Annotated in this window: 7 protein-coding genes; 4 read left to right on the top strand and 3 right to left on the bottom strand. The window is 66.8% G+C overall.

The features are described 5' to 3' along the window. The first annotated feature begins 296 nt into the window (after nt 1-296). Entirely contained in the window at nt 297-3,296 is a 3,000-nt protein-coding gene (locus GGR11_RS14875) for a TonB-dependent receptor domain-containing protein (RefSeq protein WP_183198232.1), read from the top strand. Nucleotides 3,297-3,391: 95 nt separating this feature from the next. Here the strand turns inward: GGR11_RS14875 and GGR11_RS14870 are convergent, their stop codons facing one another. Further along, nucleotides 3,392-6,358, bottom strand: a complete 2,967-nt coding sequence (locus GGR11_RS14870) for a DNA methyltransferase (RefSeq protein ID WP_183198230.1) — start codon at nt 6,356-6,358, stop codon at nt 3,392-3,394. 129 nt (nt 6,359-6,487) lie between these two features. On the opposite strand from GGR11_RS14870, the gene GGR11_RS14865 reads away from it, so the two are divergent. The 3 genes from GGR11_RS14865 to GGR11_RS14855 all read left to right on the top strand — a co-directional run bounded on the left by GGR11_RS14865 (nt 6,488) and on the right by GGR11_RS14855 (nt 9,813). Next, the gene (locus GGR11_RS14865) at nt 6,488-6,820 is read left to right on the top strand and encodes a PadR family transcriptional regulator (RefSeq protein WP_008261789.1); all 333 of its coding nucleotides are present in this window, start codon (nt 6,488-6,490) and stop codon (nt 6,818-6,820) included. Between the two features lie 26 nt (nt 6,821-6,846). Next, nucleotides 6,847-7,959, top strand: coding sequence for an HAAS signaling domain-containing protein (locus tag GGR11_RS14860; protein ID WP_183198228.1), 1,113 nt, complete (start codon nt 6,847-6,849; stop codon nt 7,957-7,959). A gap of 78 nt (nt 7,960-8,037) precedes the next feature. Then, nucleotides 8,038-9,813 carry an SLC13 family permease gene (locus tag GGR11_RS14855; RefSeq protein WP_183198227.1) on the top strand — a complete coding sequence of 592 codons (1,776 nt, stop codon included), beginning with the start codon at nt 8,038-8,040 and terminating at the stop codon, nt 9,811-9,813. 37 nt (nt 9,814-9,850) lie between these two features. Here the strand turns inward: GGR11_RS14855 and GGR11_RS14850 are convergent, their stop codons facing one another. Further along, nucleotides 9,851-10,174, bottom strand: coding sequence for a hypothetical protein (locus GGR11_RS14850; RefSeq protein ID WP_183198225.1), 324 nt, complete (start codon nt 10,172-10,174; stop codon nt 9,851-9,853). A 103-nt stretch (nt 10,175-10,277) separates the two neighbouring features. Continuing rightward, entirely contained in the window at nt 10,278-12,908 is a 2,631-nt protein-coding gene (locus GGR11_RS14845; protein ID WP_183198223.1) for a M14 family metallopeptidase, read from the bottom strand. Nucleotides 12,909-13,003 lie beyond the last annotated feature (95 nt).

Below are 13,003 nucleotides of genomic sequence, written 5' to 3'. Positions count from 1 at the left end.
CGCGAAGCGGCGGCGCCAGAGAGGGGCTGGTCGCGGTGAATGGCCGGTTCAAGGCCTAAAAAGGGCGACAAAGCGGCGTAATGTGGAAATATAATGCGTCAACGAGTCGCGACATGTGACGTTTTGCGTCAAATTTCTCCATTTTTCGTACAATTGTGCGACTTTGTGGTTGCGATGTGTAAATCGTGTGCCTAACAAGGTCATAGAACGGATGTATTTACCATACCTTTGGTATATATCCGTGATATCTAGCTGTTTTTCCAAGTATTGTTCAATACTGTTTGTGAATGAGGCGTATGCGTACTCGTAAAAATTACCTTCTGTCGTCGACTGTGGTCGGCGGAATTGTGGCGGCTTCGCTGTCCATGCTTTCAGCGCCTGTCGCGATGGCCCAAGACGCCACCGTTACTCAGGCCGACGAGACCGCAAGCGTCGAAGACATCGTCGTCATCGGCTCTCGTATTCGCCGCGACAACTATAACGCCCCGTCGCCGACCCAGGTCGTGACCCGTGAAGAGGCGACCCTGCAGGGCTTCGCCTCGACCACGGAAGCGCTGCAGAGCACGGCCGTCACCGGCGGCACCTCGCAGATCAACAACTCATACGGCGGCTACGTCACCAACGGCGGCCCCGGCGCCAATACGATCGGCCTGCGCGGCATGAGCCCCAGCCGCACCCTGGTGCTGCTGAACGGTCGTCGCGTCTCGCCGGCCGGTTCGCGCGGTTCGGTCGGCGCAGCCGACCTGAACGTGCTGCCGACCGCCATTATCGACCGCGTCGAAGTGCTGCGCGACGGCGCTTCGTCGGTCTATGGCTCGGACGCCGTCGCCGGCGTGGTCAACATCCAGACCCGCAACAACTTCGAAGGCGTCACCTTCGAAGGTCAGCGCAACGAGCCGCTGGAAGCCAATGGCGCGGGCGGTTCGACCCGTCTTTCGCTGACGGCGGGCGCCAGTGGCGACCGCTGGCGCGCCGCCGGTTCGGTCGAACGCTATGAGCGTGACGAACTGACCCTGCGCGACCGTGAGTTCACCCGTTGCCAGACCGACGGCTTCCGTAACGGCCAAGACTTCATCGATCCGCTGACCGGCCAGTCGAAATGCTATCCGATCACTACGACAGGCTCGAACGGCGTGACGATCAACACCGTTTCCCTGGGCGTGGAGGGCGCCCCGAGCGCCAGCGGCGCCCGGACGTTCGTCGGCACGGCCGGCGTCGGCGCGCCCGGTTCTGTCGGGACCGTGTTCAACCGTTGGCGGCCGAACGCGGGCGTCGCCGGCGGCGTGCCCGGGTTTGAAGGCGTGGGCGGCCCCGGCAACGACCTCAACGTTCGCGACACCTTCGAAGACCGTATGCTGAACGAGTCGCTGATCTCGCCGGTCGAGATCACGACCCTGTACGGCGAAGTCGGCTACAATCTGCAAGCCCTGGGCAATGCGGAGATCTACGGCGAAGCCCTGTTCAACCAGCGCAAGTCGTCGCAGACCGGCTATCGCCAGCTCTCGCTGGACTATGCCAAGGGCAGCCCGCTGATCCCGGACAGCCTGGCGTTCAGCACGGTCTCGGGCGACCAAGGCCTGAACAAGGGCCAGGATGTCGGCGCCCGCGCCTTCATCGGCTTCGGAAACGACTATTCCGAACAGGAAGTGGACTTCGGCCGCTATGTCGCCGGCATCAAGGGCGACCTGTTCCTGCCGGAATGGCGCTATGACGCCTACGTCAGCTATTCGCGGTCCAAGTCGACCTACACCAGCGAACAGTTCCTGACCGATCGCATGATCGAGTCGCTGGACGTGGTGGAAACGGCGCCTGGCCAGTTCCAGTGCGCCGAACTGGCTTCGAACCCCGGCTGCGTCGCCGCACCCGCCCTGAACGCCCAGACCGTCCGTGGCGCCTTGCCGCAGGACTGGGTCGACTATGTCTTCCGTCCGGTGACCGGCACGACCGAGTTCACCGAAAAAGTGGTCAGCATCGGCATCGACGGTCCGCTGTTCAGCCTGCCTGCCGGCCGCGTCATGGGCTTCTTCGGCGCCGAATGGCGTGAGTCCGAAATCGACGACACGCCGGGCCTGGATAGCCAACTGGGCAACACCTACAACTTCTCGACCTCGGCCATCACGCGCGGCTCGGACTCGGTGAAGGAAGTGTTCGGCGAAATCGAAGCGCCGATCCTGGTCGACCTGCCGGGCGTCCGCGAACTGACCCTGAACGGTTCGTTCCGCTATACCGACTATGACTCGTACGGCGACGACACGACCTACAAGGTCGGGCTGGTCTATCGTCCGATCGACTGGGTCACGGTTCGCGGCACCTACGGCACCTCGTACCGCGCCCCGGCGCTGTTCGAACAGTTCGTCGGCGCCACCACCGGCTTCCTGTCGAACACCAACGACCGCTGCAACAACTACGGCGCGCCGGGCGTGAACCCGAACCGCGTCGCCAACTGCACGGCCGAAGGCCTGGCGGGCGACTTCCAGTCGACCAACAGCGTCGAAGTGATCACCGCAGGCGGCGCTGACGCCGGCCTGGCGGCCGAAACCTCGACCAACATGACCGTCGGCCTGGTCATCCAGCCGCCGCTGCCCTCGGGCTGGGGCGATCTGGCCTTCGCCGTCGACTATTACGAGATCGAGGTCGAGAACGGCGTGTCGCGCACCGGCGCAGGCGAAATCCTGACCCGCTTCTATGACTCCAACCCGGCCGACTTCGCGGCCGACGCCGGCTTCTGCCGCCTGATCACGCGCGATGCGGCGGACAACAGCCTCACGGTCCGCGACAGCTACGTCAATCTGGCGACGGACAATGTGAAGGGGCTGGATTACACCGTCCGTTATCGCAAGGACGTCGGCCCCGGCACGGCGCTGTTCAACCTGGCGATCACCCAGTACACGGAAATCTCGAACAAGCTGTTCGCCGAAGATCCGCTGGAAGACTACACCGGCATGATCGACAATCCGGAGTTCACCGGAACGGCCGACGTCTCCTACGCCTGGGACAAGTGGCGCGTGCGCTACGGCGTTGAGTGGATCCAGGGCACCGACAGCTACGACTTCTATGGCGAAGATCCGGCCACGTCGGACTACGACCTGGCGACGGACGACTACTGGCTGCACAACACCTCGGTCCAGTATGCGTCCGACGGTTGGACCGCCACGGTCGGCGTTCGCAACCTGTTCAACGACAACCCGCCGACCATCTCGTCGGGCGTGTACAACCGGGTCGGCAACGCGCCGCTGTACTCGGGCTATGACTACCTGGGCCGCACGGCCTTCGTGAACCTGACCAAGTCCTTCTAAGGACGGCGGTCAGTTCGATTTGAAGAGGGCGGCGGACTTCGGTCCGCCGCCTTTTTCGTGTCTGGAGAGAGGATTGCGGGTGGCCCGGAGCGCCGCTAGCGGCCGGCCGCCGCGCGGTCCTGATTGAGGGCGAACAGGTGTTCCAGGACGGCGTCGTCGCTCAGGTCAGCGGGCCAGCCGTAGGCGGCGGCGACGGCGGCGTCGAGGCGGCGGTGGGCCATGGCCAGCCATTCCGGGCGCTGGTTGTAGAGGTTGGTCAGGGTGCGGGTCTTCAACACCTTGGCCGCCTCGTCCGAGATCGGCAGGATACGGTCGGGATAGCCGGGCACGACCTCGGGCTCGATCCGCACCAGATCGGCGGGGTTCAGCCAGGCCTCGCGCTTGGCGTTCAGGTCGCGGGCGGCCTCGGCGATGGCTACGGCGCGGGGATCATCGGCATAGTCGGCGGCGGGGATGTTCGGGGTCAGGCCTTCGGGGAAGGGGAAGGTCTCGAAGGTGGTGGACGGGGTGTAGCGCGGGTCGTTGCCGACGCCGAGCCATGTGCCCATGCGTAGGGACCAGAGCTCGTGGAAGCGGGAATGGAGTATGCCGAAGCTGGTGTCGTCGTCGCGGGCGATGGCATCAAGCAAGTTTGACGGCCAGTCAGACTTCGCAAGCCAAACAAAAACACGGTGCTTTGTGACTACGGGCGTCGCGATATAGCGCGATAGCAGATGGATTCGTCGCCTCATCTCTGGGCGACTCCGATGGTGGAGCCACCAGTGAGTCCGGTTGCGTTCAACGACGCTGATGGCCCTTTCAGGTTTCACATTCCGGAGTAGGTATTCGAAAGGCGCTTCATATTCCGCAGCATCTGCTTCGGTCGTGCCGTCAGGGTAGATAACAACCCACGTGTCGGACCGCCGTCGCGCAACGTCCATCCCATTCCAGAGACGTCTTAGAATGTCGCTGTTAGGTTTCCCGTTGGGGTTGCCTGTCATCTTAAGCCAGGTTCGTGCTTGGTCTCCGGTAATGTCGAACGCGCCAAATTTTTGGCCACCCTCGAAACAGGCCTCAAGGTTCTCAGTGAGTCGGTCAGCCTTCGTTAAGTCGAATACTTCACCTGTCAGGTCGGCCTGAATTTGCACAGAGTCCCGCCCGTCCAAACGGCGCGCTAAGAACCCATTTCCAAAACCGACTAACGACACACGGACGGCGGCTCCCGACAAAGTCCAGGGCTCATCTGCCCAAGCCTCCCAAATGGCGTCGGCGTCGGCGATCGGATCAAGCACACGTCGGCTCGCTCCACCTCTCACTGAATTTGTCGCGACGAAACCAGCGCGCTGCGCTCTACCAGCTTGGATGTCGTTCCAAGCGTGCGCGAACCAGTAAGTTACGAAATCTGCTGCTGCGGGAACCGATTCATAGACCTTCCTTAGATCGTGAACTGACTCGACCTGAGACAACATCTTTTTGCCATCCAAGAACGGCGGATTGCCGATGATGGCGTCCACTGCAGGCCATTCCGCCTCCGTCCCGTCGGGGTTCAGCAGGGCGTCGCGGTTCTCGATCTGGTCGAGCTTGGCCAGGATGGGTTTGGGCCAGTTGCGGTAGCCGTTCTTCAGGCTCCATTGCAGGTCGCCGATCCATAGGGTGACGCGAGCCAGTTCGGCGGCGTAGGGCTCGATCTCGATGCCGCGCACGGCGTCCAGGGTCACGCGCGGTCCCGGCGATTGCAGGCCGGTCAGGCGTTCGGCCTCGATCAGGGCCTTGAGCTCCAGATCCTTCAGCGCGTGGAGCGCGACATAGAGGAAGTTGCCGGAACCGCAGGCGGGGTCGAGGACGCGGTAGGCGCCGAGCCGTTGCAGGAAGGCTTCCAGTCGATCACGGGCGCGGTTGAGCGCCAGGGTGCGGTCACGGTCGGCCTGGGTGACGGCCTTGCGGCGCTTGGCTTCGTCACCCTTGCCCTGGCCGGCTTTCAGCGCCTCGCCCGCCTCTTCGAAGATGGCCTGACGACGCTCCTGGGCGGCGCGGGCGTCGTCGGCGGCGGCGGCGATGTCCGCGCGGGCGGCGTCCCATTCGGCCTCCAGCGGCCAGACGATGACGGGATCGACGATCTTCAGGATCTTGGCGCGATCGGTGTAGTGGGCGCCGAGCGCGGCGCGCTTGCGGGTGGCCTTCAGCGCCTCTTCGAACATGGTGCCGAAGATGGCCGGGTCGATTTCAGACCAGTCATGCTCGTCGGCGGTGTCGGCGACCAGTTTCAGGTCGGGCGCTTCCAGCAGCAGGGGCTCGGCGCCGTCGAACAGGCCGCCGTTGAACCAGTTGATGACCCCGACGCCGAGGAAGAAGCGGTCGTCTTCTTCCTCGCTGGCCATGGCCTTGAACAGGCTGGCGAGGGCCTTCTGAGCCAGGGCGGGGCGGGTCTGGACGCCCTTGACCGTCTTGGTGAACAGCTTGTCGGGCAGAAGCCGCGCGTCTTCGGCGAACATGCAGAAGACGAGCTGGTTCAGGAAGTGGGCGATGGCGCGCGGATCGTGGAGCGGCGTGTCGTCCTTGGTTCGGCGATCCTGAAGTCGGCGACCCAGTTCGGCGAAGCGTTCGACGGCCTTGGCAGTCAATTCCTGTGGGCTGACGGTCGGCTTGAGCTTTTCCGAGCCTTCGAAAATCTGGCGTAGCAGGTCGCGTTTGGCCGGGTCGCGCAGGTCCTCCAGCGCGAACTCGTGGACCGCCGTCACGGTGTTGGTGAAATTGGTGCGGACGATGATCCGCGACATGTCCGACGTGACCAGATAGGGCGGATTTTCCAGGTCCGAGACATAGGTCGCCAACTGGCGGAAGGCCTTGTCCAGATCCTTGTGAGGCCCCTTGTATTCCCAGGCGAAACAGCCCCGCCGCCAGACATCGGCCCACCCGTCGTCGCCGCCCGCCTTGGTCGCGCCGCGCTCGAAACAGTAGCGGTCGGGATCGGTCGGTTGAGGCTGATCCAGCAGGGCGCAGAGGTCGAGGAAATGCATCTGCGAGCCCTGCCGCTCGCGCAGGGTCGCGTCGCTCCATTTGGCGATAAAATCTGCGGCGTTCACGTCTGCTCCCTCGGGCTATAGCTCCCTTCGCCCGCTTCGACGCGGGGTGCAAGCTTGACTCCCTCACACAGTATGCCGCATACACTGTGCGTCACACACTATACGACGTCGTGGATCGGGAGGGCGGGTTTGAGTCAGGATGAGGAGCTGCTGTTCGAGAGTCTGCGGCTGGAGCTGCGGCGGGGGTCGTTGATCCTGGCCGTGCTGGCGAGCTTGCGGCGCGAGCAATACGGCTATTCGCTGCGGGTCGCGCTGGGCGAGGTCGGGGTCGAGATGGAGGAGAGCACCCTGTATCCGCTGCTGCGTCGGCTGGAGAGCCAGGGGCTGCTGGACAGCGAATGGCGCGAGGAGGAGCGGCGCAAGAAGCGGTTCTACCGCCTGTCGCCGCGCGGGGAGGCGATGCTGGCGCGGCTGGCGGCCGAATGGCGGGGCCTTTCGGCCTCGCTGGAGAAGATGCTGTGAACATCGGGAAAGAGGGAGAGCGTGGGATGGACCTGGTTGAATCCTATCTGAAGGCCGTGGCGGCCCAGCTGCCGAAGGCGACGCGCGAGGACATCGTCGCCGAGCTGCGCGACGAGATCATGGGGCGGCTCGAGGCGCTGGAAGAGCGGCTGGGCCGGACGCCGAGCGACGACGAGGTCGAGGCCCTGCTGCGCGAGGTCGGCCATCCGCTGACGGTGGCGGCGCGCTATCGGTCGGGGCCGCAGGCGCTGATCGGGCCGGAGTTGTATCCGTGGTGGCTGTTCGCGGTGAAGACGGCGCTGCTGGTGATGGCGTGCGTCACCCTGATCGGGTTGGCGGCGCGGGTTCTGGGCGGCGATGTCTATGCGGGGCAGGCCATCGGTCAGGCCTTCGCCGGCCTGTTCAGCGGGGCGGTGACGGTGATCGGGGTGGTGACCCTGATCGGCTTCGTGCTGGAGCGGCAGGAGAAGAAGCCCGACTTCATCGCCAAATGGCGGGTCAAGGATCTGGGCCTGTTCGAACTGGGCGGGGATATCGACGCCGAGACCTGGGGACAGAGGCTGGCGCGCGGCGGGGCGACGCTGCGTGAAGGCGCGGCCGCCAAGTCGGGGCCGGAGGTGCGCAAAAGCGCGGAGATGTCGCCGGTTGCGCGGGCGGTGTCCAGCGCCATCGCCTGGGCGGTGCTGCTGCTGTGGTGGACCGGTCTGCTGCCGGTCGCCTCGATCCGGCCCGACGAGGTGGCGGGGGTGCTGGACGGCGTCGATTACGGCCGGATCCTGGCCGAGGTGGAGGCGGCGGCCTACTGGCCCGTGACCCTGTTCGCGGCAACCAAGGTGGTGTTCGACCTGATGCGGGCGGCGGCGGGCGGCGATGTGCGGCTGACGGCCCTGGGCGACATCGGCTTCGGGGCGGCGGCGGCCTGGGGCCTGCTGTGGCTGTGGTTCTGGTCGCCGCTGACGCCGGTGATCTGGGTCGGAACGGTGACGGAGTTCGCCGAGCGCCTCCAGTCGACCTTCCATCGGACGGCGGGCGACGGCGGCGGGCTGGCGGCGATCCTGATGCTGATCGTGGTCTGGGCCTTCCTGGGCGAAATCTGGCGGATGGTGCGGGCGGCGGGGCGACTGGTCGCGGGACGTTGAAGGGGCGTTGAACCTCCGGCCGGTTTCGCCGTTGCTGTCCATCGGCGGCGCTGGGCGGCCGGGGGCGAGAGCGACTGAGTGACTTTACAACAGGGTTTGGCCTTTGGCCTGGTCGGCCTGACGGTCGCGGCCTTCATCTGGGGCCGGTTCCGGTATGATCTGGTCGCGGTGGCGGCCCTGGTGGCGGGGTTGGCCATCGGGGTGATCCCGGCCGAGGCGGCGTTCGAGGGGTTCTCCAACGATGTGACGGTGATCATCGCCTGCGCCTTGATCGTGTCGGCGGCCTTCGCCAAGTCCGGCATCGTCGAAATGGCCCTGAAGCGGATCATGCCGTATCTGAAGACCGAACGGTCCCAGGTGCCGGTGCTGACCACGGCCGTCACCCTGTTGTCGATGGTGACGAAGAACGTCGGCGCCCTGGCCATCATGATGCCGGTCGCGCTGCAGGTCAGTCGGCGCACGGGGACCAAACAGTCGCGGCTGCTGATGCCCATGGCCTTCGGCGCCATGGCGGGCGGGATGGTGACCCTGGTCGGAACCGCGCCCAATATTCTGGTCGCCGAGGTGCGTCAGGACATGGTCGGGGCGCCGTTCCAGATGTTCGACTATGCGCCGGTGGGCCTGATCCTGACCGGGGTGGCCCTGGTGTTCCTCGCGTTCGGCTATCGGCTGCTGCCCAAGGACCGGACGGGGACCATCGGCCTGTCGGCGGCCCTGTCGGCCAACGCCTATCTGACCGAGGCGCGCGTGCCCGACGACTGGACGCTGGAGACCAAGCCCATCAGCGCCCTGAAGGCCATGGCGCCGGACGACATCCAGGTGATGGCCCTGATCCGCGACGGCAAGCGCAAGACCCGACCGCGCGGCAACACCTTGGTCCGGGCCGGCGACACCCTGCTGATCAAGGGCGATCAGGAGGCGCTGGAGGGGTTTATCGACGCCACAAAGCTGAAGCTGGTGCGGGGCGACCGCCCGGTGCTGCTGGAAGAGGCCAAGGACGAGGTCCATCTGGTCGAGGCGGTGATCGGGGCGGACTCGCTGCTGATCGGACAATCGGTGCGGTCGCTGGACCTGTACGGCCAGCATGGGCTGAACCTGCTGGGCGTGTCGCGTAGCGGCTATGAGCTGACACAGCATCTGCGGACGGCCAAACTGCAGGCGGGGGATGTGCTGTTGCTGCAGGGGTCCGAGGCCGGCCTGCCGGGGCGGCTGGCGACCCTGGGTCTTTTGCCCCTGGCGGAAAGGGACATGCGGCTGGGCGGCCAGCGACGGAAGTTCCTGCCGGCCGTGGTTCTGGCTGTCGCCATGGTGATGGTGGGGTTCGGCCTGATCCCTGTGGCCATCGCCTTCTTCGGCGCGGCGGTGGTGATCGTGGCCCTGGGCGGGCTGAAGATGCGCGAGGCCTATGCCGCCCTGGACGGGCCGCTGCTGGTGCTGATCGCCGCCCTGATCCCGGTGTCGGACGCGATCCAGCAGACCGGCGGGGCGGATCTGATCGCCGGGGGGCTGAAGTCGGTGTTCCAGGGCATTCCGCCTGTGGTGGCGGTGGCGGGCATGATGTTCGCCGCCATGGCGGTGACGCCCTTCCTGAACAATGCGGCGACGGTCCTGGTGGTGGCGCCCATCGCCGCGACCCTGGCCCAGCAGCTGGGCTATCGACCCGACCCCTTCCTGATGGCGGTGGCGGTGGGGGCGGCGTGCGACTTCCTGACCCCCATCGGGCACCAGTGCAATACGCTGGTCATGGGGCCGGGCGGGTACAAGTTCTCGGATTATCCCAAGCTGGGGGCGCCGCTGAGCCTGCTGGTGCTGGTGATCGGTCCGCCGGCGATCCTGCTGTTCTGGCCCATGTAATCAGGCCGGCCCCGGCGCGTCCGGGGCCGGTTGAGCGTCAGCGTATGCGGGCAGCGGGCGCCACGTCGCAGGTCAGGCGGCCGTTGTCGTTGCGGACCTGGGCGCCGCGGCAGGCGCGGACGCTGAGGGTCGAGGCGACCGACTGGCCGTCCTTGGCGATGCAGCGGGCCCGCAGCCGATCCCCGTTCAGGGAGATGTTGCGGCAGGTCTCGCGGTAACTGCCGACCGGCAGGGCGCGGCCGGAAGCGGCCGGTTGGGGATCAGGACGGCTCTGGGCGACGGCGCCCACGGCGAACAGGGCGGCGGCGGCCCCGACTGAGGCGCCGATCGAGACGAGTTTGGAAACAGACAGACGAACCAAGGCGTAACTCCCATTTTTCTATTTGCGCCTCTGCGGGCGAAAAACGAGGTTATGCCCGTCTGAGCCTGTGTCCAGCCCTGATCGCGATCAGGCGTCTGTGACGTCACCAGCGCGGCGAGACGTGGGCCGGTCCCTTGAACACCGCATTGGCGAACAGGGGCTTCAAACCTTCCAGATAGCCGCGCACCGTCGGGTCCTGGGTGAAGGCGATCAACTGGCCCGATCCCAGGGTTTCCACCATGACGACCGGCTTGTAGCCGAGCTGGGCCTGGTTCTCGGCCCAGAGCTGGCCCGAGGCCAGCAGGGTGTCCGAACCTTCGAACCGCACGGCGTTGACGCCCTCGCCGCGCTTCAGCGGGGCGTAGATGTCGGCGCCGCGCACCAGGACGTTCAGCGTCTCGGGCAGGCCGGCGCCGATCCAGTGGTCGGGATCGACATGGGCGCGGGCCAGAACGCCGGCGACCGAGTCCGGGCCGTGGTCGCTGTGGGCCAGTAGGGCGGCGTAGTCGGTCTGGTTGGCGATCCGGGCGGGGGCGGCGGGCTTGTCCTCGTCCTTGTCCAAGGCGCCGGTCTCGCGGCGCGAGGCCAGCATGTCGCTGTCGGGGTCGGTCAGCAGGCGGGTGGCGGTTCCCAGGCTGATCAGGGTGCCGCCGCGCGAGACCCAGTCGTGCAACGCCTTGACCCCGGCCTCGCCCAGGACGGAGGCGTAGTCGCGGCCCTCGGGCAGGATGAGGACCTGATAATGGGCCAGGTCGGCGTCGCCAAAATTGGCGGTGCGGATGGGGGTGACCGGATAGCCCAGGTCGCGTTCCAGCATCCACCGGGTCGCGCCGGCGGCGTCGGGGGCGGCGGGGCTGTCCCAGGCCAGGGCGATGCGGGGCGCGCGCAGCCGCACCACATCGCTGGAGCCGAAGCCGGCGCCGCGCTCGACCCAGGATTCGTCAACGCCGGTCACTTCGGCGCCCGTGTCGGCGGCGAGGCGGTTCAGGGTGGCGATCAGGTCGGCGGGGGCGCCGGCTTTCGGCAAGACCAAGGTGCCGGCGGGCCAGTCGCGGCCGTTCTGGGTGAAGGGCTGATCGGCGGAATTGACCGTCAGGCCGGCTTGCAGGGCGGCGGCCAGGAAGCGGGGCTGGGCCGAGCCGGGGGCGACCAGGAAGCCGTAGCGGGCTTCTGCGTTCTGAACGGCGGCGGGCGTGACCAGTTCGGGCCCGCGCGCCTCGACGGCGACGCCCGGGGCGCTGTCGCAGCGGGTTGCATCGACGCCGAACATCAGGGGCAGGGACCAGGCGGTGACATCATAGATCTCGTCGCCCAGGCCGCGGGCGCGACGGCGCTCCTGCTCGGCCAGGAAGGCAGGCGGGATGGGCACGTCGCGGGTCAGCAGCACCTCGGCCATCCGGCGCTGGGGTTGGGCCAGGTTGACCACATAGTCGCCCGCACGGTGTTGGCCGGCGCAGGCGAAGGCCTGGCGCGCGACCCCGACCTCGATCCCCGAACGGACCAGCAGTCCCGCCAGACGGTCGGCGGCGGCGGGGTCCGACGCCCGCGACAGGACATAGGCGCCGCGTCCCGCCACCCCGTCGCGGTGATAGGCGTAGAAGTCGTTCAACAGCCGGTCGTGATTGCGCGAGGCCGTCTCGATGGTGGCCAGCGTGGCGGTCAGGTGGGCGCGGACCGTGTCGGCGTAGGTGAAGACTTCGCCCGAGCTGCGGCGGGCGGCCAGGCCCCGCGCCGAACCGGCTTCGTAGGTCATGGAGACGGCGCCGAGATAGCCGGGCCAGCCGTCGCCATAGCCGGGGTAGAAGGCGTCATAGACCTTGCGGTTGAAGTAGGGCAGGCCCGCCGCGTCGAACCGGGCGCCGGTGTTGCGGCCGAACAGGGCGCGGTTCTCCAGGGTGCGCGGCCAGATCCACGGGTTTAGCGGCTCGGCCTCTGGCGGGAAGAAGAAGGTTTCGTCCGAGCCCATCTCGTGGCTGTCGACGACCACCTGGGGCCGCCAGTCGCGGACCAGGGCGGCGTGACCCTGGGTCTCGGGCTGGGTCTGGATGAACCAGTCGCGGTTCAGGTCGAACAGATAATGGTTGTAGCGACCGCTGGGCCAGGGCTCGTCCCGCTCGGCCGAGGCGGGGTCGGGATTGGGCAGGGAGCCGCGACCTGAGGCGAAGCTGTTGAGGAAACGCTCGCGCCCGTCCGGGTTCTGGGTCGGGACGAAGACCACGACGGTGTTGGCCAGCCAGGCCTGGGCGGTCGGATCGGTCAGCAGGCGGCGGGCGGCCTGCATGGCGGCGTCGGCGGGGCTGATCTCATTGCCGTGGACGGAATAGGCCATCCAGACCAGGACCGGCTGATCCGCGATCAGGGCGGCGGCCTGCTGGGGCGAGGTGCGGCGCGGATCGGCCAGGGCGCGGGCGTCGGCCTTGATCTGGTCCAGCCGGGCGATGTTGGCGGGCGAGCCGACGGCGGCCCAGAACAGGGGCCGGCCCTCCCAGGTCGTCGCATAGTCGCCCATCGCCATCCGGTCGGGAGCGGCGGCGCGCAGGGCCTCGAAATAGCGGCGCACGTCGGCGGCCCGCGTGATCTCCTGACCGCTGTCATAGCCCAGGGTCTGACGCACCGTGGGGATGTCGGCGCCCGTCTGGAACGCGGCGGCGGGCTGAACCGCCAGCAGGGCGGCGGCGCAGGCGCCGGCCAGGCTGAAGGCGAGCGGACGCACGGAACGACGATGACTGGACATGAACTGAACCCCCCGGGAGAGGGACACCTTAGTCGGGACACGGAAAAAGAAAACGGTCTTGACGTGTAACCTATAGGTGATATGTCACCTCAAGG

The organism is Brevundimonas mediterranea, assembly GCF_014196125.1.
Taxonomy (GTDB): domain Bacteria; phylum Pseudomonadota; class Alphaproteobacteria; order Caulobacterales; family Caulobacteraceae; genus Brevundimonas; species Brevundimonas mediterranea.
Note: the sequence above shows the minus strand (reverse complement) of the source record. Positions and strands in the feature narration are given on the sequence as shown.